A 22633-nucleotide genomic window follows, 5' to 3' on the forward strand; every position below is an offset into this window, starting at 1 on the left:
AGCTCACACGATGGGCTCATGACACAGCACACCGATTCCCCGTCCCTCCCGGCCACCGTGCGCGAGTTCTTCGCCGCCCACGTCGTCCACGACGCCGACACCGCCTCGTCGTTCCTCACCGAGGACGCGGTGGTCGTCGACCAGGACGAGACTTTCCACGGCCGCAAAGAGGTCTACGCGTTCCTCCGGGACGCCGGGTCCGAGTTCGAGTACACGACCGAGCAGGTCGGCGCTCACCGCGTCGACGACACCCACTGGGTGGTGACCGTGCGGCTCGAGGGCACCTTCCCGGGTGGCGTCGCCGAGCTCGACTACCGGTTCACGCTCCGGGATGACCGCATCGCCGAACTCGTCATCGCCAACCACGCAGCCTGACCGAACCCGCGCACGTCGATCTTGAATGGAGAAAATCATGAAGACGTGGTTCATCACCGGTGGGACGCCCGGAGGGTTCGGTCTGGTCTACGCCGAGGCCGCACTGGACCAGGGCGATCGAGTCGCGGTGACCGCCCGTCGGCCTGCTGAGCTGCGGGAATGGGCTGAGCCTTACGGCGACCGCGTGCTGGTTCTCGAGCTCGACGTCACCGATGCCCAGCAGGTGCGTGCGGCGGTCAAGGCGGCGGAGGAGCGGTTCGGCGGAATCGACGTGCTCGTCAACAACGCGGGCCGCGGCTGGTTCGGCTCGATCGAAGGGGCCCCTGACGAGACGATCCGCCGCACGTTCGACCTCAACCTGTTCGCCGTGGTCGACGTCGTGCGTGCGGTCCTGCCGGGTATGCGGGCACGCGGCGGCGGCTGGATCGTGAACATGTCGTCGGTGGCGGGCCTCGTCAGCGCGCAGGGGTTCGGCTACTACTCGGCGGCGAAGTTCGCGGTCGAAGGACTGTCGGAGACGCTGCGGCTCGAGGTCGAGCCGTTCGGTGTGCGGGTGCTCGTCGTGGAGCCGGGAGCAACCCGCACCAATGCCTTCGCCGGCTTCCAGGACCAGTCCGTCACCGAGGTCGTCGACGCTTACATGCCGATGGTCGAGAGCGTCAAGGCGGCGTTCGTGGAACACAACGGCAAGCAAGAGGGCGATCCCGTGCGGGGAGTGCGGGCCGTGATCAGCGCGATGAACGCACCCGTTCCGCCGCGCCGGATCGTACTCGGCAACTCCGGCTACGACGTCGTCACCGAGATGCACGAGAACGCCCTCGTGGAGCTACGAGCCAACGAGAAGCTTTCACGCAGCACGGACTTCTAGACCGTGTTTCAAAGGTCGGGCTGCGCGGGTGATCGCGGCGGCGTGTCGGTGATCAAATAGGGAAGGTAGACGGGTTAGCGACCAAGCAAACCTGCACCACCGGAGACCTCGTGGCCGGCCCAGCGGCAACGGCGCGGGCCGATTTGATCGACGCGCAGTGGGCGCTGCTGCAACCGCTGTTGCCCGTCGGCGCCAAGCCGCGCCCGCGGCCGCCACGGCGACGGCTGCACCGACCTTCCGACCCATGACCAGGCGATTGAGTCTCCTTCTCGAAATCGCAATGGCCGTTCTCGGCCTCGTCATAGTTGGCACCGGGGTTCTCGGCCTGGTGGTGCGAGTTGAACAGCGAGCCGGTCTATCGGTCATTGTCGTGTGCCTCGGCTTGACTATCTCGGGAGTCGCCGGTTATGCAGTTTACCTGGAGAGGACCGGCGTCGACTTCTTGTTTGCTGCACCGAAAGCCGTGCAGGCCGGGATCGTCCACCACGTCAACGAAAGCTCAGGACCGGTAGTGCTGACCAGGTTCGCTTCGTCCTCGACGAGCGACAACGAGGTCTCGAACCTGTGTCTGTCTCGCATGAGCGCGGATGATTTACACTTCGTCGGATACTATGTTGACGGCATACGTGGACCGGGCCAAACGTCCGCACATCGGCATGGCAGTGCAATCGGTGATCACCGACGTCGATGAGCCGTTGTGGCGGACGCTTTGCGCCAGGCGATCCGGAGAGCTTCGAGTTCGTGTCGAGGAAACGGGCGGCCCCACTCGGTTTGGTAACTGATCTCTCCCAGGTCGTCGACGACAGTGTCAAACGCCCTGAGCACTGTTCTGGCGAGCGTGGTCGTCGGTTGGTCGCTGCGCCAGAGCAGACTTCCGGCGTGCTCAGGCGTCTTCCGGCCGGCTGCTTCGACAAGGCGGATCGCGACCGTGTTGTCGCGGCGATGGAAGAACCACCGGTAGACGGTGGGTTCTGCCTCGAACTCGGCCTGGGTGCGCGTTTCGTGGAGGACGACTGTGGCGACGGCTCTCAGTAGCTGTTCGGGGCCATCGGTGACGTAGGACGCGAACGCCTCGGCACTGGTGTGCCCGTCCGTGACGGAGCAGAGGGCCCAACCGTGGTGCCTGAGCGTCCAGGTAAGTCGCACGTCCGGCATTGTGATGGGAGGCGACGGCCGCCGTCATCCGATTTACTTGCCGTTTCGCTCCCGTCGGCTGAGCTGGACTCGGACGGCCGGGCATCGTGCGGTGACCAGCACAAAGGCTCCGGAGCCAAGGCCATACTCCAACCGCCCCAACGCTCGGAGTGTGGCGGCGAGGTTGTGGCTGCTGGCCAGGGTGTCCCGCGCTCCGGGCGAGCATCCGCGCAGAGATGTCCAGCACGGCAAGGTGTTCAGTGAGGGAGGCGGTGTAGCGGTGTTTGGTTTCGTTCGGGTGATGTGATCGCGGAGGTAGGCAAGGTTGCCGAGCACTGCTCGCACGCCAAGTACTACCGGAAGGGCGCCATGATGGCTATTGACCGGCGGAATGGTCGAGGACGTCGAGTTGCTGCCGGAGCCGCTCGGCGTCGGCGGTGCGGCCTTGTTGCCGGTACAGGTCCAGCGCTTCCTGCCACACTTTGCCGGCTTGCACGTACTCGCCAAGTGCGACGTAGGGATGTCCGAGGGCTTCGAGACTGCTGCCGACCTGGGAGGTGTCACCAATTGTGCGGCTCAGGGCGATGGCATGTCGGTAACCGCGGACGGCCTGCCGGTGGTCGCCGCTGTGGTGCGCGACGTAGGCGAGGCTGTCTAGGGCGTTGGCCTCGCCATCGAGGTTGAGGTTGCTTCGATGCAGGAGGAGAGCGGCTTCACAATACGAGCGGGCATCATCGTATTGACCCAGCTTGGCTGCACACCAACCAGCAGCGTTCAGCGCGTTGGCTTCCCCCGCGGGCTGTTTCAGGGTGCGGTACAGGCTGAGAGCTTGCGTGGCGTTTTCCAGGGCTTGCTGGTTGGAACCTGCGCGTAATAGTGCCCATGCGAGCATCCGGCGGGTTTCAGCTTGTTGATCGGTGGCCTTTTGTTCGCTGGCCAATTCGAGAGCCTGGAACAGGTGATCGATCCCCACCTCGTACTCTCCAAGTGTGGTCCTGACGAAGCCGAGACGTCGGTGGGCGATTGTGAGGAGGGCGGGGTCTGCCAAGCGTGTGGCGCCGTTCAGCGCCGCCTGCCACGCAGCGAGTTGGTCATCTCTACGACCAGTCCGGTAATAGAAGGTATCCAAGACCCAGGCCAGTCGCCAGACGTCGCGGTGCCAGCCATGATTGAAGGCGGTGCTTTGAGCAGCCGACAGGCATAGCTGTTCGGTATTGAACCAGTCCAGTGCTGCCCGAAGATCTGATGGCGCCTTACGACCTGCACCAACTTCAGGTCGGTCAGGTGGGTGAGGCGGACGGTGCGGGTCCAGGAGACGGTCCGCCGAATCTGCGCTGTGGATGTAGAAGTCCAGCACCCGTCGCAAGGCCTCGTCGCGCGCCGCCTCGGACAGGTCGTTCGCGGTGGTTGTGGCGTAGCTGCGAATGAGGTCATGCATCCTGTAACGACCACCGGGGTGGCGCTCCAGCAGTGATGCTTCCTCCAACGTCACCAGCACCGCGCGTATCTGCAGCGTGGACAGGCCTGTGAGGTCGGCGGCGGCCGGCAGGCTGATATCTGGACCAGGCGCGATACCCAGCAACGCGAATACCGTGCGCTGTTGCTGCGTCAGAACGCGCACCGACATGGAGAACACCGCAGGGAGGCTGGCGACGGGGTCTTCGTTGTCCAGCGCTGCTAGTCCGAGATCGTGTAGTTCGGTGACGAGCTCGGAAAGTGGGAGATGGGGCCGAAGTTGAGCCTGACTCGCAATGAGGCCGAGCGCGAGTGCGAAGCCGCGGCAGAACCTGATCAATTCGGTCGCCGCGTCAGGCTCGGCCGCGAGTCGGTCGGGGCCGAGCTTGGCCGTCAGCAGAGCGTGGGCATCTTCGTCCGGCAGCATGTTCAAAGTCACGTGCCGGCCGCCGTGGCGGGTGATCAGGCCGTCAAGCGTCCGACGGCTGGTGACCACGACCAGGCAACGGTCGCCGCCCGGCAGCAGCGGAACCGCCTGGTCTGTGTCGGCTGCGTTGTCCAGGAGTATCAGCATCCGGCGGCCGGCGGCGAGGCTCCGGAACAAGGCGGCCTGTGCCTGTGGCTCGACCGGAATGCGACCGGGATCGACGCCGAGCGCATCAAGGAAGCCGCGGATGACTGCGGCGGGCTGCATTGGCGCGCTGTCCGGGCTGAACCCACGCAAGTCCACGAACAGCTGCCCGTCGGGGAAGCGATCCCGATGCCGGTGTGCCCAGTGAAGTGCCAACCACGTCTTGCCGATCCCGCCCGCACCGCGGATGGCGGAGATCAGCACAGGAGTACCGCCCGGGCCGAGCGCTGCGTCGAGCACCGCCAGGTCGTCCTCGCGGCCGACGAATGGTTGCGGCGGTGCCGGGAGTTGCCGCGGCACCAGGTGTTCGCGCGGCGACCCGACGACGTGGACGCCGCCGTGCACGACGCCGGCCTGCACTACAGCGCCGGAGACCACGCCGGCGGACAGCTCATTGCTGGTCGAGTTCGAATCGGCTGCCAACTTGGTGCCTCACTCAGCATTCGCGACTGGTGTACGGCTCCAGCATCCCCGCGGTAGTCCGGTGCGATCGGAAGGCCAAGCCACGGTTCACCCGTTTGCAGGCGTCGGTGTCGACGCCGATCCAGTGCCTCGCATGCACAGCCCCTGGCGAGCATCACCCGACGAAGGCGGAACCGGGACTGTTCCAAGATCGGGGTAGACCCCATTTGGATGCCGGCTGGCGGCTGCATAGTCGTTGAGGGCGGATGCTGGAGATGTCTGTGCCGGAGAACTCCACCGTTGGGGCCAACGCGTCGTTGGTCTTATCCAGGTGTGGAGGTCGTTGTGGCGTGGGTGGAGCAGTGCGGCAGCAGGTCGTGGCGCGTGAGGTATCGGCGCAAGGTTTCGGTGTTCGTTCGGTGTCCGGATTTGGCTCGCGGCGTGACGCTGTGGCCTATGCCGCCGGGTTGGAGGTGGATCGGCATCGGCGGGTGTGGATCGATCCGGTCGACAGCGCGGTCACGGTCGCTGAGTGGGTGGCGCGGTGGTTCCGGTCGCTGGATCTCGATCTGCGGACGATCGAGAGCTACCGCAGCCGACTGCGGTGTCACATCCTCCCGAAGTTCGGCGCCCTGCCGTTGGGTGCGATCACGGCGCTGGGTGTGACCGAGTGGGCTCGGGAACTGGAGCGAACGGAATTCGCCCCGTCGACCGTGAGCTCCCAGCTGAACCTGCTGTCGATGCTGCTGACCGATGCGGCCGATGAGCGGCTGATTCCGTTCAATCCGGTGCGTCGACGGCGGCGCCGGGGCCGGCGGTCGCGGCGGGCCGTGGCGGAGCGGATCTGGGCGATGCCGGAGCAGGTGGTGCGGATCGCCGAGCAGGCCGGTCTGCTCGGTGGGCCGATCGCGTTGCCGCCGTTCCTGGTCGTGCTACTACGCGAGCACCTCGCGCAGCACCCGTATGGTTTTGTGTTCACCACGCCGAGCGGAACCTGGTTGTGGCGCTCGACGTTCCTCCGGCGGGTCTTCCGTCCCGCGGTCGACGGCAGCGACGCATCCGGGACGAAGGCGGGCTGTGCGGCGGTGCGGCCCGGGTTGACTTTTCATGGGTTGCGGCACAGCCACAAGACGTGGCTGATCGCGGGTGGCGCGCCGGAGATCGCCCAGGCCCGCCGGCTCGGCCATCACCTGGACAACCGCGTGGTCGAGACCTACTCCCACGTCGCCCCGGAGGTCGAGCAGCGGCTGCTCGACGATCTCGAGCGGCGCTGGCACACAGCGGCCCCGCCACCACCGACGCCGTCACCGAGTGTGGCCGACGGTGGGCGGGTGGCGCCGGTTGTCCCCCTCTTCGCCACGGTGGGGGTCACCCGCCAGGCGAGCCGGGGAGCAGCAGGAATACCGCACCGACGTCGGATCAGCGGTGGGTGGTGCTCCAGTTCTGCCCCACCAGGAGCACAAGATCACGCCGCAAGCCGATCACCGAAGATCGAACCCGGAATGCAGAAAACCCCTCCGACCAGCCACAACGGCTGAAACGAAGGGGTTCCTTACGATGTGGAGCTAAGGGGACTCGAACCCCTGACCCCCTCACTGCCAGTGAGGTGCGCTACCAGCTGCGCCATAGCCCCGAGGCGAAGGTGAACTCCGCATCTCGTATGCCCATACAGTACACCCCGCCCAGAGGCCCTCCACGCGGGGGTCCCAACAACCCCGCCTCGCGATCCACAACGCTCTGACCTGCACGTTCACACCTTATTTTTAGTCCTGTATTGACGCCCCACTGTGGCCGCCGTTACATTTTGCGCGGTTGTGACGCCGAGGTCCCCGCCCGTTACGCCGCGTCTCCAACACCGGGCACACCTCTCGATGGACGCCGCGGAAGCGGCAGAGGAGGCTTCGATGACGAGACGGCAGGTGATCACGCTGCTCGCGGCAGCGTCGGTCCTGGTCGGGAACCTGACGACGACGGCACAAGCCGCCGTAACCCCGGATGGGTGGTACACCGTTGCCGCCGCCAACAGCGGCAAGTGCGTCGATGCGAGGGGTGCCGGGACCGCTGATGGAACCGTTGTCCAGCAGTACACCTGCAACCAGACCACCTCGCAGCAGTGGCAGTTCCAGTCCACCGGGGACGGCTACTTCCGGATCAACGCCCGCACCAACCCGGCCGAGGCCTGGGACGTCAAGGACGTCTCCACCGCCGATGGCGGCCTGCTCCAGCTCTGGACCTACGGGGGCGGGGCCAACCAGCAGTGGCAGGCCGTCGACGAAGGCAACGGCCGGTACCACTTCGTCAGCCGCAACAGCGGGAAGTGCCTCGACGTCCCCGGCGCCTCCGCCGGCGACGTGCAGCTGCAGCAGTACGCCTGCAACGGCACCGCCGCCCAGTCCTTCATGCTGACCCCCGTGGACACGAGCCAGCCCGACTTCGGCCCGAACGTCGTCGTCTTCGACCCGTCCATGCCGAGCTCGACCATCCAGAGCCGGCTCAACAGCATCTTCGGCCAGCAGGAACGCAACCAGTTCGGCAGCCAGCGCTACGCCGTCATGTTCAAGCCCGGCACCTACGCCAACGACGTCAACGTCGGCTTCTACACGCAGGTCCTCGGCCTCGGGCTGAGCCCCGACGCGGTGAACATCAACGGCGCCGTGCACGTCGAGGCCGACTGGTTCCCGCCGCAGAACGCCACCCAGAACTTCTGGCGGGGCGCGGAAAACCTGTCCGTGACCCCGAACTCCGGCGCCGACCGCTGGGCCGTCAGCCAGGCCGCGCCCTACCGCCGCATGCACGTCCGCGGTGACCTGCAGCTCGACGACGGCGGCTGGGCCAGCGGCGGCTGGATCTCCGACTCGAAGATCGACGGCCAGGTCCGCTCCGGCTCGCAGCAGCAGTGGATCTCCCGCAACTCGCAGTTCGGCAGCTGGAACGGCTCGAACTGGAACATGGTCTTCGCGGGCGTCCAGGGCGCCCCGGCGAACACCTTCCCGTCGCCGCCCTACACCACCGTCGGCCAGACGCCGGTCGTGCGCGAGAAGCCGTTCCTCTACGTCGACGGCGGCGGCAACTACCAGGTCTTCGTCCCCGGCCTCAGGACCAACGCGTCCGGCACGACCTGGGCGAACGGCACCGCGCCGGGCACGTCCGTCCCGATCGGCCAGTTCTATATCGCCAAGCCCGGCGCCACCGCCGCGGACATGAACGCCGCCCTCGCCGCCGGCAAGAACCTGCTGGTCACGCCCGGTGTCTACCACCTGAACCAGACGCTGCGCGTCACCCGTCCGGACACCGTCGTGCTCGGCCTCGGCATCGCCACGCTGATCCCGGACAACGGCATCACCGCGATGACCGTCGACGACGTCGACGGCATCAAGGTCGCCGGCCTGCTGATCGACGCGGGCACGACCAGTTCGAACACGCTCATGCAGGTCGGCCCGGCCGGCTCGAGCGCGAACCACGCGGCCGACCCGACGTCGCTGCACGACGTGTTCTTCCGGATCGGCGGTGCCGCCGTCGGGAAGGCGACGAACAGCCTGGTCGTCAACAGCAGCAACGTGATCGGCGACCACATGTGGATCTGGCGCGCCGACCACGCCGACCGCAACGAGTACGTCGGCTGGACCACCAACACCGCCGACACCGGCCTGATCGTCAACGGCAACGACGTCACGATGTACGGCCTGTTCGTCGAGCACTACCAGAAGACGCAGGTGGTCTGGAACGGCAACGGCGGCCGGACCTACTTCTTCCAGAACGAGATGCCCTACGACGTCCCGAACCAGTCGAGCTGGATGAACGGCTCCACCCAGGGCTTCTCCGCCTACCAGGTGAGCCCGAACGTCACCAGTCACGAAGCGTGGGGGCTGGGCAGCTACTGCTACTTCAGCACCAACCCGTCCGTGGCGAGCGCGCACGCGTACGAGGCGCCGAACACACCGGGTGTCCGGTTCCACGACATGGTGACCGTGTCGCTCAACTACCAGGGCACGATCACGCACGTGATCAACAACACGGGCCCGGCCACGCCGTCCGGGACCAAGGCCGTCAACCTGGTGAGTTACCCCTGAGCAACCGGCGTGCGCCGTGGTGGCGGCCGCGGCGCACGCCGGTCCTATTCGAGTACACCGAACGGGGTGTTCCGGGAGCCGGACGGGGTAACTGCCTCAATACTGAGAGCCCCAATCCGATCCAGGAGCGGCAGATGACCTCTTTCGCAGCGTTCACCGTCGTCGAACCCCGCAAAGCGTGGCCGCTGGTGGCCGTCCGCGGTGTGTTCGCCGTGCTCTTCGGGCTCTTCGCGCTGATCTGGCCCGGTGCCACCGTCCTCGTCCTGGCGATCCTGTACGGCGTGTACGCGATCGTCGACGGCATCGGCGGCCTGATGCAGGCGTTCCGTCCGGGTGACACCGGCCACCGGGTGGCCTACGGCGTCCTCGGCGCGCTCGGCATCGTCGCCGGGATCCTCGTCCTGGTCTGGCCCGGCATCACCGTCCTGCTGCTGGCCCTGCTGGTCGGCTTCTGGGCCATCATCACCGGGATCGCCGAAATCGCCGCGGCGGTCCGGCTGCGCAAGCAGATCGAGGGCGAGGCGTTCCTCATCGCGGCCGGCGCGATCTCCGTGCTCGCCGGCATCCTGATCGTGATCAACCCGATCGCCGGCGCGTACGGCATCGCGCTGCTCGTCGGGATCTACGCCCTGCTCTACGGGATCATGCTGCTCGTGCTGGCCTTCCGGCTGCGGAAACTGGGCGGCACCACCCCGGCCGCCTGAGTACCGTGCGGGGGTGTCGACCCGCGAACTGGTGGTGCTGGGCACCGCTTCCCAGGTGCCAACGCGCCACCGCAACCAGAACGGCTACCTGCTGCGCTGGGACGGCGAAGGCATCCTCTTCGACCCCGGCGAGGGCACCCAGCGCCAGATGCTGCGGGCCGGTGTGGCCGCCACGGACGTCACGCGGATCTGCGTGACGCACTTCCACGGCGACCACAGCCTCGGTCTGCCCGGCGTGATCCAGCGGCTGTCGCTGGACAAGGTCAGCCACCCGGTCCACGCCCACTTCCCGGCCTCCGGCGCGCACTACTTCGAGCGGATGCGGCACGCGACGGCTTTCTACGAACAGGCCGACCTGCGGGAACACCCGATCGCCGAAGACGGCCCGATCGCCACCGGGAAGCTCACCCTCGAGGCGAGGCGCCTGAGCCACCCCGTCGAGGCGTTCGGCTACCGGCTGACCGAGCCGGACGGCCGCACGATGCTGCCCGGGAAGCTGCGGGAACGCGGCATCGCGGGCCCGGACGTCGGCCGGCTGCAGCGAGAAGGGCAGCTGGGAAGCACGAAGCTCGACGACGTCAGCGAGCCGCGGCCCGGCCAGCGGTTCGCGTTCGTGATGGACACCCGCCTCTGCGACGCGGTGTACGCCCTCAGCGAAAACGCCGACACGCTCGTGATCGAGGCGACGTTCCTGGCCGAGGACACCTCACTGGCAAGAGACTTCGGCCACCTCACCGCGCAGCAGGCCGCCCGCGTCGCCGCCGAGTCCGGCGTCCGGCAGCTTGTGCTGACCCACTTCTCGCAGCGCTACCCCGATCCGAAGCGGTTCGAAGAAGAGGCGCGGGCGGAGTTCGACGGCGAAATCGTGGTGGCCGAGGACCTGGAGCGGGTCCAGGTGCCGAAACGGCGTTCCTCCCCAACCGGGCGGTGAGCGCCGTAGGCTGCATCTCGTGAGCCAGCCGATCCTGATGACCGTCGACGACGATCCCGCCGTGTCCCGCTCGGTCGCCCGTGACCTGCGCCGGCGCTACGGGAAGGACTACCGCGTCATCCGCGCCGACTCCGGCCCGGACGCCCTCGACGCGCTGCGCGAGATCAAGCTGCGCGGCGACGCCGTCGCGGCCATCCTCGCCGACTACCGGATGCCGCAGATGGACGGCATCGCCTTCCTCGAGAAGGCGATGGACCTGTTCCCGCACGCCCGCCGCGCCCTGCTGACCGCCTACGCCGACACCGACGCCGCGATCCAGGCGATCAACGTCGTCGACGTCGACCACTACCTGCTCAAGCCGTGGGACCCGCCGGAGGAGAAGCTCTACCCGGTGATCGACGCGCTGGTCGAGACCTGGAAAGCGGTCGGAGACCGGCCGGTCGAGGAGGTCAAGCTCATCGGCCACCGCTACAACTCGCCGTCGTTCCACCTGCGCGACTTCCTCGCCCGCAACGCGGTGCCCTACCGCTGGTACTCGGTCGACGACGACGAGGCCTGCCGGATCCTGCAGGCCGCCGAGGCCACCGACAAGGACATCCCGGTCGTCGTCACCCCGGACGGCACCGTCCTCAAGAACCCGTCCGGCAGCGAGATCGCCGACGCGGTCGGCCTGTCGACCCGGCCGGCGCAGGAGTTCTACGACCTCGTCGTCATCGGCGGCGGCCCGGCCGGCCTCGGCGCCGCGGTGTACGGCGCTTCCGAGGGCCTGCGGACCGTGCTCGTCGAGAAGAAGGCGACCGGCGGCCAGGCGGGCACGAGTTCGCGCATCGAGAACTACCTCGGCTTCCCCGACGGCGTCTCCGGCGCGCAGCTGACCGACCGGGCGCGGCGCCAGGCGCAGAAGTTCGGCGCCGAGGTGCTGACCGCGCGCGACGTCGTCGGCCTGGAGGCCCGCGGCTCGGCGCGGGTGATCACCTTCGGCGACGGCAGCGAGATCGCCGCGCACTCGGTGATCCTCGCCAGCGGCGTCACCTACCGCGCTCTGGAAGCCGAGGGCGTCGAAGAGCTCAGCGGCCGCGGTGTCTACTACGGCTCGGCCGCGACCGAGGCACCCGAGTGCAAGGGCGAGCACGTCTACATCGTCGGCGGCGCGAACTCCGCGGGCCAGGCGGCGGTGTTCTTCTCCCGGCACGCCAGCGACGTCACGATCCTGGTGCGCGGCGAGTCGCTCGAAGCGTCGATGTCGCACTACCTGATCGAGCAGATCGCCGGCATCGAGAACATCCACGTCCGGACGCACACCACCGTCAAGCAGGTGCACGGCGACGGGCACCTCGAGCGGATCACGCTGTGCGAGGACGGCGTCACCGAGACGGTCGAAAGCGGGCACCTGTTCATCTTCATCGGCGCCGCCCCGCGCACCGACTGGCTCGGCGACGACATCCACCGCGACGAGCACGGCTTCGTGTGCACCGGGCCGGACCTGCTGAAGGCCGGGCAGCGACCGGCCGGCTGGACGCTCGATCGTGATCCGCACTACCTCGAGTCGTCCATCCCCGGCGTGTTCGTGGCCGGTGACGTGCGGTCGCAGTCGGTCAAGCGGGTGGCGTCCGCGGTCGGCGAGGGCGCGATGGCCGTGACGCTGGTACACCGGTACCTGGAGGAACAATGAGCGCACTGCCGCGGGAGGAGCTTCGCGGGCTCTTCCTGTTCGAACACCTTTCCGAAGACCAGCTCGACTGGATCGCCGCCAACGCCGTGCTCGAGGAGTACGCGGCCGACTCGACCGTCATCAGCGAGGGCGGCGAGGCGACCTGCTTCTACGTCCTGCTGAACGGCGCGATCCGGATGACGCGCATGGTCAGCGGCACCGAGGTGGAGACCAACCGGTCCGACCAGCGCGGCGCCTACTTCGGCGCGACGCAGTTCTTCGTGCACCAGGAGACCGAGCACACCTACAACGCCACCGTGCGCGCGCTCTCCGACGTCACGTTCCTGGCGCTGCCGTCCAGGGAGTTCTCCTTCGAGTTCCGCAAGTGGTTCCCGATGGCGACGCACCTGCTGGAGGGCATGTACCTCGGCTGGCGCAACAGCGACACGGTGATCGGCTCCCGCCGCCGCCTGCTGGCGCTGGGCGAGCTGTCGGCGGGTCTGACGCACGAGCTGAACAACCCGGCCGCGGCCGCCGTCCGGGCGACGTCCGCCCTGCGCGAACGTGTCGCCGGCATGCGCCACAAGCTCGCCTTCCTGGCCAAGAAGGACATCGAACCCGAGCTGCTCTACCAGCTCATCGACGTCCAGGAACGCCTGGTCAAGCAGGTCGCGCAGGCCGAGAAGCTGACGGCGATGCAGCAGGCCGACCGCGAGGACGAGATCACCGACTGGTTCGACGACCGCGGCATCGACGGCGGCTGGGACCTCGCCGACATCTACGTCCGCGCCGGGCTGACCACGGCGGACCTGGACCACGTGCTGGAGCAGGTCGGCGACACCTTCATCGACGGCGCCGTCCGCTGGCTCGCCTACGCGCTCGAGACCGAGATGCTGATGGGCGAGATCGAGGACTCCACCACGCGAATCTCCGCGCTGGTCGGCAAGGCCAAGCAGTACTCGCAGATGGACCGGGCGCCGCACCAGTGGGTCGACGTCCACGACGGCCTCGACTCCACGCTGGTGATGTTGTCCGGCAAGATCGGCGGTGGCGTCCGGGTCGTCAAGGAGTACGACCGCAGCCTGCCGAAGATCCCCGCGTACCCGGCCGAGCTGAACCAGGTCTGGACGAACATCATCGACAACGCCCTCGGCGCGATGAAGGGCGAGGGCACGCTGACCCTGCGGACGTGGGGGGAGAACGACCAGGTGCGCGTCGAAATCGGCGACACCGGGCCGGGCATCCCGGCGGACATCAAGCCGCGGATCTTCGAGCCGTTCTTCACGACCAAACCGGTCGGCGAGGGCACCGGCCTGGGCCTGGACATCTCGTGGAAGATCGTCGTCGAACGCCACCAGGGCGACCTGCGCGTCGAATCCGAACCCGGGAACACCCGGTTCGAGGTCTGCCTGCCGACGGTCGAGCAGGCCTCGCTCTGATGGCTTCCGTCCCGACGGTCACGACCGAACTCGGGGCGCTGGTCGGGCTGGCGGGCGACGGGGTCCGCGTGTGGCGCGGGATCCCGTACGCCCGGCCGCCGGTCGGGCAGCTGCGGTGGAAGGCGCCGCGGCCGCCGTCGCTGTCGGGTGGCGTGCACGTGGCGACCGAGTACGGGCCGCACGCGATGCAGTCGCCGGACCCGATGAACCCGTCCGCCGTCTGCGACGAGGACTGCCTGTACCTCAACGTCTGCACGCCCGAGGGCCCCGCGCCGGAGGGCGGCCGGCCGGTGCTGTTCTGGCTGCACGGCGGCGGCTACCGCGTCGGCCACGGCGAACAGCTGGGTGACGGCGAGGAGTTCGCGCGCGCCGGGATCGTCGTGGTCACCGTCAACTACCGGCTCGGCTCGCTCGGCTTCCTGCACCTGGGCGACATCTTCGGTGAGTCCGAATCGGACGCCGGCGTGTGCGGGTTCCTCGACCAGGTCGAGGCGCTGAAGTGGGTGCGCCGCAACATCTCCGCGTTCGGCGGGGATCCCGCGCGGATCACCGTCTACGGCGTTTCGGCGGGCGCGAAGAGCGTCGGGAACCTGCTGGGCAGCCCGCTGGGCCGGGGGTTGTTCGCGCAGGCGATCAGCAGTTCCGGCGGCGCGGACCACGTGGCGACGCCGGAAGCGGGGACCGCACTGGCGCGACGGCTGCTGGACGAGGTCGGCTGCCATGACATCGACGGGCTACGGGCGTTGCCCGCCAAGGAGTTCGTCGAGGCCCAGGAGCGGATCCTCACCGGCTTCCAGGCGCTGTGGCTCTGGCGCCCGACGCTGCACCCGCGGGTGCTGCCCGAGGTGCCGATCGGCCCGATCCGGCGGGGGAGCGCGGCCGGGATCCCGCTGCTGATCGGCTGCAACAGCAACGAAGGCAGCACGTACGCGATGATGCTCGGCGACGAAATCGCCACCGCTCCGGCGTCCGGTGTGCTCGCGGGCATCCTCGGCGAGGAAGGCGCTTCGCGGCTTCTCGAGACGTACCTCCGGCGCGTCCCCGACCTCAAGGCCGCGAAGATCGCCGCGATGGGCGACGAACGCTACGGCATCCCGACGCAGCGGCTGGCCGACGCGCAGTCCGCGCACGCCCCGGTGTACCGCTACCGCATCGACATCGCCGCGCCCGGCGTGCCCGAGCAGCTCGACGGCGGCCACGGCACCGAAACCACGATGGCGTGGAAGGTGCCGCTTCCGCTGGCCGCGCAGGGAACCGCGGTGAACCCGGCGCGGGAACGGGCGGCGCTGCTCATCCACCGCGCCTGGCTGAGGTTCGTGCGGGACGGCGTCGCGGACGCGGACGGGCCCGAATGGCCGCCGTACGGTCCGGAGCTGCGGCCGGTGCTGGTCTTCCGGGAAGACACCGATCTGGTCCTCGATCCGCGCTCCGACGAGCGGAAAGCCTGGGGTGACACGGAATGGGCGTCCGGGACCTGGTTCCCGGTGACCTGAGCGCGTTCCTTTGTGGACACCGTGTTTCTTGAGTTCCACCCCTGTGAGTGACGATGTTCGAACGCGCGTTCGAGTAGTGTTGCCGTTATGGACGCGAACCGAGTTTCGGCAAGGTCAGGGTCACCGCTGCGGTGGTCAACCAGCTCAGCAGATCGGAGAGGGGAATGCGGGAAAGCCGTTCCGGCCAGTCTTCCGCGAGGGCGTGCAGCACGAGTTCGTCGTGCCGGGGCTCCACCCTCGTCAGGGTTATCCCGGGCGGGAGTTCCGGCAGGGGAAGCACGATGGGGTGAAAGCGTTTCGGCGGGCGGAGTTGCCGCTGTCCGATGTGGAGGGTCCGGGGCGCGAGGAGGATGGCGTCTTCCTGAACCTGGGCGTCCAGGGTCAGGTGTCCCCAGTGGGGTTTCTTGGCCCAGTGGAGCTGGAGCAGGCCGCTGCTCGCCGGGGCGGCGACGATCCCGGGCCGGACCCGCGCCACCCTTTCGCGGAGCACGTCCGCGGAGACGGCGATCCGCAGGTCCACGCGCGCCGGCTTGGCGGCGGGGGCGGGGAGTGAGCGGAGGCGCACGTCTTCGGCGAGCACGGTGACCCGCCGCAGCGGAATGCGGCCGCCTTCGGCCTCGGGCCAATCGACGTCTTCGGCGACGATGCGCACGTCGCCGAGGCGTCCGGTGGCCAGGCGGAGGCTGTCGGCGGGGTAGTCGAGTTCGGCGAGGGTGAGGCCGACTTCGCGGTCACCCACCTTCGCGGTCAGCCTGCGGCCGACGAGCTGCTCGGTGACGGTGCGCACGAGGGCGGCCGGCGTGACCGGGACGTTCGGGAGCAGGGAACGCCCGGCCGCGGCCAGGCCGGCCAGCTCGGGCCAGGGTGACCAGCCGTCGAACCACCTGCCGTCGCTCATCCGTCCAGTGTCACCCAAGGACACCGGCGGCGGCGACGGCGGGTGGTTCCCGACGGGGCCGGTGGAACGTCTCCGGTCACCGACCGGCGAAGCGGGCGATGATGCCGGTCACGACCAGCCAGAACACCGCGGCCAGGCCGTAGTCGAGGATGACGGCCAGGCTGGGGCTGTCCACCGGGAACAAGCCGGGCCAGAACAACGCGAGAGGAACGGCCAGCGACTTGATGAACTGGAAGAAGGCGTTCCCGGCGTTCGCGCCGGCGAGCACCATGATCATGTAGAGAACTTCGATCCCCGCGAAGATCGCGCCGATCGCCGTGATGACCCGCACGGCCGTGTTCCGTCTGGTGGTGGTTCGCCAAGGAGACATGTCGCGAAAATTCCCGGATCGGGTGACCGATCAAACGCTCCACCCGCAAGATTGCGCCGTTCGGCCCTGTCCCATTGCTCTCCGCCCCCCGATCGGCACGACCAGTAACCACCTAGCCACCCTGGCGGCAAGGGTTGCCCCCGTTCCCGGCGCAGTGTCGTCCCTGCAAGTACGCGTGTCGTCCATCGAGGTTCGCGTGTCGTCCCTCTGGGTGCGCGTGTCGTCCGTTGGGGTGCGTGTGTCGTCGGTCCGGGTACGCGTGTCGTCCGCCCGGTCCCTCGCCAGTGCACCTCGAAGCGCGCATCGCCTCGCCAAGCACCACCATCTCGGCCGGCTCGCTCCCTACCCCGCACCCCGGCCGCCTCACCGAGCAGCCGGGCGACAGCCCAGTCCTGCACGGCGAGCCCGACCGACTTGAACACCGTCCGCCCACCAACCACCGGCGCCCGGCGCAACGCCGAACCCAGCTCGACCAGCTCCGCACGCCCGAGAAGCCCGCTGTCCACCGCATGGATCACCTCGCCCGCCTCCGTGAGAGCGGCGTCGACCTGATCCACCACCACGCATTCCGCGGCGCCCAGCAGCTCGGCCGGCAGCTCCCGCATGGACGGCAGGTACGAGCCGATCGCGTTGACGTGCACCCGTTCGGGCAAGTCATCCCCACTAAAGAGAGGAGTGCTCGATGAAGTAGCACAACAGACGACCTCCGCATCGGCCACCGCCTCCGCGGCGTGACGTGCCACCCGCACCGCCACCGACGGGAACTCGGCGCTCAACCGGTCCGCCAGCACCGAAGCGCGCGAGCGGTCACGACCGAACACCGACACCCGGCGCAACGGCCGCACCGCGGCCACCGCGCGTACCTGGTCGGCGGCCTGGGCGCCGGTGCCGAGCAGTGCCAGCCGGCTCGCCGAGGGCGGGGCGAGCAGGTCCGTGGCGACGCCGGACACCGCGCCCGTGCGCAGGGCGGTGACCTCGACCGCGTCCGCGACCAGCTGGCCCTCGGCCGTGTTCCACACCAGCGTGCCCAGGATCATCGGGGTGCGGCCGGGGGAGAGGTTGAGCGTCTTCACCACCGTGGTCGACGTCGGTATGTGGCAGGCCGCCATCACCAGCGTCGTCGCCTCGGCGAAGGACAAGCGTTGCGGCACCTCGAAACGGCCGGCGGCCAGGTCGAGGAACGCTTCGCGGACCGCTTCGACGGCGGCCGGCATCGGCACCGCCCTCCGGACAGCGTCGGCGTCGAGCATGGGCGCCCCTTCGGCGTCGGACCTGTCGCTAGCCTGGCGGCATGTCCGAGGCCAGGCAAGAGGAGCAGCGGTTCTTCCGCGACGACTGGTACGGCGAGGAGCTCACCGGGCGGCACTACGCGCGGTGCGAGTTCCACGAGGTCGACTTCTCGGAGGCGATCACGCGGAACTCGGTCTTCACCGACTGCGTGTTCGGCAACGTGCGCTTCAACGCGTCGCGGCACACGGACACGGCGTTCACCGGCTGCTCCTTCCAGCGGTGCAACTTCTTCGACGCCGAGTTCACCGGGTGCAAGCTCGTCGGCGCCACGTTCACCGAGTGCGAGCTGCGGCCGTTGCGGGTCACCGGTGGCGACTGGTCGTTCGCGGGGCTGGCGGGTGCCGACCTGCGGGCCGTCACCTTCCAGGGCGTCCGGATGCGCGAGGCCGACCTCACCGGAGCGAACTGCGCCGGCGCGGTGTTCGCCGACGTCGACCTGTCCGGGGCGTCGCTGCACGCCGTCAAGCTGCCGAAAGCCGAGCTGCGGGGCAGTGACCTCTCCGCGCTCGACCCGCTGAACGCCGAGCTGGCCGGGGCGATCGTGTCACCCGAACAGGCTGCGGTGCTCGTCACGTCGCTGGGGCTGCGGGTCCGGGCGTAGGCTCGTCGCGATCGGGAAGGGAGCGCCCATGGGTGTGGTGACACCGGGTTTCCAGGGCCGGGCACGCAGCGGCAACCCGCGGCTGCCACCCGGGCAGTACCTGGCCGAGGACTTCCCGGTGCTGTCGGCGGGGCCGACCCCGCGCGTGCGCACCGAAACGTGGGAGTTCACCGTCACCACCGAGACGGGTGAGAAGCGCACCTGGAGCTGGGCGGAGCTGATGGCCCTGCCCAGCGAGAAGCCCACAGTGGACATCCACTGCGTCACCCAGTGGTCCAAACTGGACACTCGCTGGCGCGGTGTTTCGGTCGACACGCTGGTCGGCGGGCTCGACACCGAGGCCGACTACGTCATGGTGCACGCCTACGGCGGGTACACGACGAACCTGCCGCTGGCCGACCTGCTCGACGGCCAGGCCTGGATCGCCTACGAGTACGGCGGCAAGCCGCTGACCCCCGAGCACGGCGGTCCGGCGCGGCTGCTCGTGCCGCACCTGTACTTCTGGAAGTCCGCGAAATGGGTGCGCGGGCTGGAGCTGAAGACCCGGGACGAGCCGGGCTTCTGGGAGAACGCCGGCTACCACGACTACGGGGATCCATGGCGCGAACAGCGGTATCAGGGCGACTAGCCTGGCGGGTTGCCCGCCTGGCCGGCTTCCGCGACGAGACACCGACGGCGCGCACGCTCGTCTTCGACCTGCCCGGCTGGCCGGGACACCTGGCGGGCCAGCACGTCGACGTCCGGCTCACGGCCGCCGACGGTTACCGTGCGCAGCGCAGCTATTCCCTGGCGGCGCCGTCGAACGGTGACAGCGTGGAGCTGACGGTGCAGCGCGTCGCCGACGGCGAGGTGTCCGAGCACCTCACCGGCCCGTACGCGATCGGCGACCCGGTCGAGATCCGCGGCCCGATCGGCGGCTGGTTCGCCTGGCGCCCGGCGGACCCGGCCCCGGTCCTCCTGATCGCGGGCGGCTCGGGCATCGTCCCCCTGATGGCGATGATCCGCGCCCGCCGCGCGGCCGGTGTCCGCACGCCGTTCAAGCTGATCTACTCCCTGCGCACCCCGGCGGAGCTGTACTACGCGGACGAGCTGCGCACACCTGTCGCGGGCGTGGACGTCACGTACGTGTACACGCGCGAGCTCCCCGAAGGCCGCCCGGGCATCCCTCGCCGCATCGACGTGGCCACGATCAACACGGCGGGCTGGCCGGCCGAGTTCGGGGCGTCGTGCTTCGTCTGCGGCCCGACGGGCTTCGTGGAGACGGTGGCGGACATCCTGGTCGCCCTGGGCCACGACCCGCACCGGATCCGCACGGAACGCTTCGGCCCCAGCCGCGACTGACCGGCGCGGCCGGAGGCACCTGTCAGGCATCCGATGAATAGGTGACCCTTTGCTCCGCTGAGCGGGAAATTGTCGACATCCCGCCGGAGAGATCCTATCTTTCGACCATGCTGACCAAGTGGGGCTCGACGCGGCGCCGCACCGTGGTGACCGTTCTCCTCGGCGCGAGCGCCCTGCTCGCCACAACCGGCCCGGTGGCGGCGGCCACCCCCGACCGGGACGTCTACGTCTCGCCCGACGGCTCCGACCGGGCCGCCGGCACGTCCGCGCATCCCGTGCGGACTCTCGACCGCGCCCGCGACCTCGTGCGGCAACGCGCGCCGCGGCTGACCCGGGACCTCACCGTCCACCTCGCGCCCGGTGTCTTCCGGCTGACCGCGCCACTGCGGCTCGACGCGCGAGACTCCGGCGGCAACGGCCACCGCGTCATCTGGCAGGGGAGTGGCGACACCGAGCTGAACGGCGGCGTGCAGGTCACCGGCTGGCGGCCCGTGCCGGGTCGTCCGGGGCTGTTCGCCGCGCCCGCGCCCGCGGGGCTGGACAACACCCGCCAGCTCTACGTCGACGGTGTCCGCGAGCAGCGCGCCCGCGGTCCCTTGCCGGTGACCCTCAAGGCCACGGCCACCGGCTACACCGCCGACGCGGACACGCTCGCCCACTGGCGCAACCCGAAGGACGTCGAGTTCGTGTACGTCTCGGGCGAGGCGCTCTGGAACGTCCAGCGCGACGGCCTCGGCCAGTGGACCGAACCGCGCTGCCCCCTCGCCGCCGCCGAAGGCACGACGATCACCATGGCCAACCCGTGCTGGGACAACTCGACGAAACGCGTGCTGTTCCCGGACATCCCCGGCCGCAGCGTCAACATGGTCGGCCCGGCCGACCTCACCAACGGGCGGCACCCCACCTACGCCGAGAACGCCTTCGAACTGCTCGACACCCCCGGCGAGTGGTACCTCGACCGGTCCGCCCACGTCGTCTACTACCTGCCGAAGCCGGGCCAGGACCTGCGTCGCGCGGATGTCGAAATGCCCGTGCTGGAGAAGCTCCTCGACGCACGGGGCTCGGCCGACGCGCCGATCCACGACGTCGCCTTCCGCGGCCTGCGCTACTCCTACGCGACCTGGCTGACGCCGTCGTCGCCCGAGGGCTTCTCGGAAATCCAGGCGGGGTACACGATCACCGGCGCCGACGGCTGGGCCGTCCAGGGCCTGTGCCAGTTCGTGCCCGGCGGCACCTGCCCGTACGCCTCGTGGACGCGGGAACCCGCGAACGTCTCCGTTTCGCACGGCCGGCGCGTCGAATTCGCCGACAGCGTGTTCGCCCACCTCGGCGGCGCCGGGCTCGATCTGATCGACGGCACCAAGGAATCCCAGGTGCGCGGCGACGTCTTCACCGACATCTCCGGCAACGGCGTCCAGATCGGCGGCGTCGCCCAGCCCGTCACGGACGCCGACGCCGACGTCGTGCGGGACGTCCAGGTCACCGACAACCACCTCTACGGCCTGCCGCGCGAATTCCACGGCGGTGTGCCGATCGTCAACGGCTACACCGTGCGGAACACCATTTCCCACAACCAGATCGACCACGTCGGCTACTCGGCGATCTCCGTCGGCTGGGGCGGCTGGCCGGACAAGATCAAGCGCCCCGCGACACCGAACCTGTCGCACGACAACGTCGTCTCGGACAACCTGATCTTCGACTACATGCAGATGCTCGACGACGGCGGCGGCATCTACACGCAGGGCATCACCGGCAGTTCCCTCGACGACGGCGAAAAGGTCACCGGCAACGTCATCCACGACCAGTGGGGGCTCGGCAAGGGCGTCTACACCGACAACGGCAACACCTACGAAACGATCCGCGGCAACGTCCTCTACCGCACGCCGTACTTCAACGTCGGCACGGTGCACGTCGACTACCGCGACGACCTCGGCAACAACGACCCGACGCTGGTCGAGGGCAACTACTGGGAGCAGGGCGACCGCGACAAGGTGGACAAGGGCGCGATCACCCGCGGCAACCAGCTCCTGGCCAGCCCGGCCGACGCGCCGGCCGCGATCGTCGCGAACGCGGGCCTCGAACCGGCTTACCGCAAGCTGCTCACCCGCCAGGTCGGCGGCCACGCCCCGGCCGAAGCGCCGTCACGCGTCGGCACCTTCGCGGTGGCGGGCAAGTTGTACGCGACCTGGAACCCGACGTTCGCCTTCAACAACGCACCGGTGACGCACTACGTGGTAACGGCCTCAGGTGGCGGCCGCTCGTTCTCGACCACGGTGACGGCGGCGGACTTCGCAAAGCGCGCGTACGCCGAAGTGCCCGGCCTGACGGACGGAACCCCGTACACGGTGACGGTCGCGGCGCGCAACGCGTACGGAACGAGCGAGCCGTCACTGCCATCTGCGGCGGTGACGCCGGGCCTGAAACCCGTGGCACTGCCGGGAGTCCCGACGAGCGCACGGGCCCTGCCGAGCAGCACGGCGGCCTCGATCCGCTGGAACCCCCCGTCCGCGGCGGGCGACACCCCGGTCCTGGCGTACGTGATCACGGTGTCCGACGGCCGGACGATCCGCGTGGAGGGCCGCGACGCCCTGGTGACCCAGCCGACGGTCAAGGGAATGACGAGGGTGGTGGACGGCCTGCACCCGGCAACGGCGTACACGTTCACGGTCGCGGCGGTCACGGCCACGGGAACGGGCCCGGCGGCGACTTTCACCGCCACGACACCGGCCGCCTGAGCTGGTTCGGCAGCGCTGTCCACAATTCCGCCGAGATGTGGACAGCCCTGCTGGACGAGCCGCAATCCACCGGTTCCGTCGGAGGTGGCCGATAGACTGGACTCGGGGACGCCCCCCTTGGGAGGGCGGGGGCGCCTGCAAAGTCTTTTAACCTGGTTGCGGGGCGGGCACGGCTCTCGTTGATCATGTGATTGTCGAAGTCCCATGATCGTGTGAGAGAGCCGTGCCCGCCGCGCAATCGTGCC

Annotated in this window: 17 protein-coding genes, 1 tRNA gene and 1 pseudogene; 13 read left to right on the forward strand and 6 right to left on the reverse strand. The window is 68.9% G+C overall.

Features of this window, described 5'->3' with window-relative positions; all coding sequences use genetic code 11:
• Positions 1-18 precede the first annotated feature (18 nt).
• A complete protein-coding gene (locus ACWEGE_RS34730; protein WP_449664709.1) occupies positions 19-375 on the forward strand; it encodes a nuclear transport factor 2 family protein in 357 nt (118 codons plus the stop codon).
• A gap of 37 nt (positions 376-412) precedes the next feature.
• Complete coding sequence (locus ACWEGE_RS34735) at positions 413-1243, forward strand: SDR family NAD(P)-dependent oxidoreductase (RefSeq protein WP_449664710.1); 831 nt, start codon at positions 413-415, stop codon at positions 1241-1243.
• A gap of 675 nt (positions 1244-1918) precedes the next feature.
• Here the strand turns inward: ACWEGE_RS34735 and ACWEGE_RS34740 are convergent.
• Positions 1919-2389: a hypothetical protein gene (locus ACWEGE_RS34740; protein WP_449664711.1), complete on the reverse strand. Its 471-nt coding sequence runs from the start codon at positions 2387-2389 to the stop codon at positions 1919-1921.
• Between the two features lie 364 nt (positions 2390-2753).
• Positions 2754-4886, reverse strand: coding sequence for an ATP-binding protein (locus ACWEGE_RS34745; RefSeq protein WP_449664712.1), 2133 nt, complete (start codon positions 4884-4886; stop codon positions 2754-2756).
• Between the two features lie 341 nt (positions 4887-5227).
• Between ACWEGE_RS34745 and ACWEGE_RS34750 the strand changes: the two genes are divergently transcribed.
• Positions 5228-6403: a tyrosine-type recombinase/integrase gene (locus tag ACWEGE_RS34750; protein ID WP_449664713.1), complete on the forward strand. Its 1176-nt coding sequence runs from the start codon at positions 5228-5230 to the stop codon at positions 6401-6403.
• Between the two features lie 22 nt (positions 6404-6425).
• On the opposite strand, the gene ACWEGE_RS34755 is transcribed toward ACWEGE_RS34750, so the two are convergent.
• Positions 6426-6498, reverse strand: a tRNA-Ala gene (locus ACWEGE_RS34755).
• Positions 6499-6769: 271 nt separating this feature from the next.
• Here ACWEGE_RS34755 and ACWEGE_RS34760 point away from each other — a divergent pair.
• The 6 genes from ACWEGE_RS34760 (at position 6770) to ACWEGE_RS34785 (ending at position 15153) form a co-directional block, all read left to right on the forward strand.
• Positions 6770-8935, forward strand: a complete 2166-nt coding sequence (locus ACWEGE_RS34760) for an RICIN domain-containing protein (protein WP_449664714.1) — start codon at positions 6770-6772, stop codon at positions 8933-8935.
• Between the two features lie 134 nt (positions 8936-9069).
• Positions 9070-9639 carry an HdeD family acid-resistance protein gene (locus ACWEGE_RS34765; protein WP_176172590.1) on the forward strand — a complete coding sequence of 190 codons (570 nt, stop codon included), beginning with the start codon at positions 9070-9072 and terminating at the stop codon, positions 9637-9639.
• Between the two features lie 13 nt (positions 9640-9652).
• Entirely contained in the window at positions 9653-10570 is a 918-nt protein-coding gene (locus ACWEGE_RS34770) for a ribonuclease Z (RefSeq protein ID WP_449664715.1), read from the forward strand.
• 19 nt (positions 10571-10589) lie between these two features.
• Complete coding sequence (locus ACWEGE_RS34775) at positions 10590-12242, forward strand: FAD-dependent oxidoreductase (protein ID WP_449664716.1); 1653 nt, start codon at positions 10590-10592, stop codon at positions 12240-12242.
• Positions 12239-13660, forward strand: coding sequence for an ATP-binding protein (locus ACWEGE_RS34780; RefSeq protein ID WP_449664717.1), 1422 nt, complete (start codon positions 12239-12241; stop codon positions 13658-13660). The genes ACWEGE_RS34775 and ACWEGE_RS34780 overlap by 4 nt, the downstream gene beginning before the upstream one ends.
• A complete protein-coding gene (locus tag ACWEGE_RS34785; RefSeq protein WP_449664718.1) occupies positions 13660-15153 on the forward strand; it encodes a carboxylesterase/lipase family protein in 1494 nt (497 codons plus the stop codon). The genes ACWEGE_RS34780 and ACWEGE_RS34785 overlap by 1 nt, the downstream gene beginning before the upstream one ends.
• A gap of 85 nt (positions 15154-15238) precedes the next feature.
• Here the strand turns inward: ACWEGE_RS34785 and ACWEGE_RS34790 are convergent, their stop codons facing one another.
• The 3 genes and pseudogenes from ACWEGE_RS34790 to ACWEGE_RS34800 all read right to left on the reverse strand — a co-directional run.
• Positions 15239-16051, reverse strand: coding sequence for an LmeA family phospholipid-binding protein (locus ACWEGE_RS34790; RefSeq protein WP_449664719.1), 813 nt, complete (start codon positions 16049-16051; stop codon positions 15239-15241).
• A 76-nt stretch (positions 16052-16127) separates the two neighbouring features.
• Positions 16128-16382 carry a hypothetical protein gene (locus tag ACWEGE_RS34795; RefSeq protein ID WP_003083120.1) on the reverse strand — a complete coding sequence of 85 codons (255 nt, stop codon included), beginning with the start codon at positions 16380-16382 and terminating at the stop codon, positions 16128-16130.
• A 380-nt stretch (positions 16383-16762) separates the two neighbouring features.
• A pseudogene (locus ACWEGE_RS34800) lies at positions 16763-17671 on the reverse strand (ornithine cyclodeaminase family protein); the annotation flags it as partial.
• A gap of 41 nt (positions 17672-17712) precedes the next feature.
• On the opposite strand from ACWEGE_RS34800, the gene ACWEGE_RS34805 reads away from it, so the two are divergent.
• The 4 genes from ACWEGE_RS34805 (at position 17713) to ACWEGE_RS34820 (ending at position 22388) form a co-directional block, all read left to right on the forward strand.
• Positions 17713-18312 carry a pentapeptide repeat-containing protein gene (locus ACWEGE_RS34805; RefSeq protein ID WP_449664720.1) on the forward strand — a complete coding sequence of 200 codons (600 nt, stop codon included), beginning with the start codon at positions 17713-17715 and terminating at the stop codon, positions 18310-18312.
• A 28-nt stretch (positions 18313-18340) separates the two neighbouring features.
• Positions 18341-18940 carry a sulfite oxidase-like oxidoreductase gene (locus ACWEGE_RS34810; RefSeq protein ID WP_449664721.1) on the forward strand — a complete coding sequence of 200 codons (600 nt, stop codon included), beginning with the start codon at positions 18341-18343 and terminating at the stop codon, positions 18938-18940.
• Complete coding sequence (locus ACWEGE_RS34815; protein ID WP_449664722.1) at positions 18910-19653, forward strand: ferredoxin reductase; 744 nt, start codon at positions 18910-18912, stop codon at positions 19651-19653. The genes ACWEGE_RS34810 and ACWEGE_RS34815 overlap by 31 nt, the downstream gene beginning before the upstream one ends.
• A gap of 107 nt (positions 19654-19760) precedes the next feature.
• Complete coding sequence (locus ACWEGE_RS34820; protein WP_449664723.1) at positions 19761-22388, forward strand: fibronectin type III domain-containing protein; 2628 nt, start codon at positions 19761-19763, stop codon at positions 22386-22388.
• Positions 22389-22633: the final 245 nt, after the last annotated feature.

This window comes from Amycolatopsis sp. NPDC004747 (assembly GCF_053601335.1).

Bases quoted from the DNA above. Each gene is read 5' to 3' on its own strand.
- ACWEGE_RS34765 (WP_176172590.1), top strand. From the start codon at position 9,070: ATGACCTCTTTCGCAGCGTTCACCGTCGTCGAACCCCGCAAAGCGTGG.
- ACWEGE_RS34810 (WP_449664721.1), top strand. From the start codon at position 18,341: ATGGGTGTGGTGACACCGGGTTTCCAGGGCCGGGCACGCAGCGGCAAC.
- ACWEGE_RS34790 (WP_449664719.1), bottom strand. From the start codon at position 16,051: ATGAGCGACGGCAGGTGGTTCGACGGCTGGTCACCCTGGCCCGAGCTG.
- ACWEGE_RS34735 (WP_449664710.1), top strand. From the start codon at position 413: ATGAAGACGTGGTTCATCACCGGTGGGACGCCCGGAGGGTTCGGTCTG.
- ACWEGE_RS34780 (WP_449664717.1), top strand. From the start codon at position 12,239: ATGAGCGCACTGCCGCGGGAGGAGCTTCGCGGGCTCTTCCTGTTCGAA.
- ACWEGE_RS34785 (WP_449664718.1), top strand. From the start codon at position 13,660: ATGGCTTCCGTCCCGACGGTCACGACCGAACTCGGGGCGCTGGTCGGG.
- ACWEGE_RS34815 (WP_449664722.1), top strand. From the start codon at position 18,910: ATGGCGCGAACAGCGGTATCAGGGCGACTAGCCTGGCGGGTTGCCCGC.
- ACWEGE_RS34805 (WP_449664720.1), top strand. From the start codon at position 17,713: ATGTCCGAGGCCAGGCAAGAGGAGCAGCGGTTCTTCCGCGACGACTGG.
- ACWEGE_RS34730 (WP_449664709.1), top strand. From the start codon at position 19: ATGACACAGCACACCGATTCCCCGTCCCTCCCGGCCACCGTGCGCGAG.
- ACWEGE_RS34820 (WP_449664723.1), top strand. From the start codon at position 19,761: ATGCTGACCAAGTGGGGCTCGACGCGGCGCCGCACCGTGGTGACCGTT.
- ACWEGE_RS34760 (WP_449664714.1), top strand. From the start codon at position 6,770: ATGACGAGACGGCAGGTGATCACGCTGCTCGCGGCAGCGTCGGTCCTG.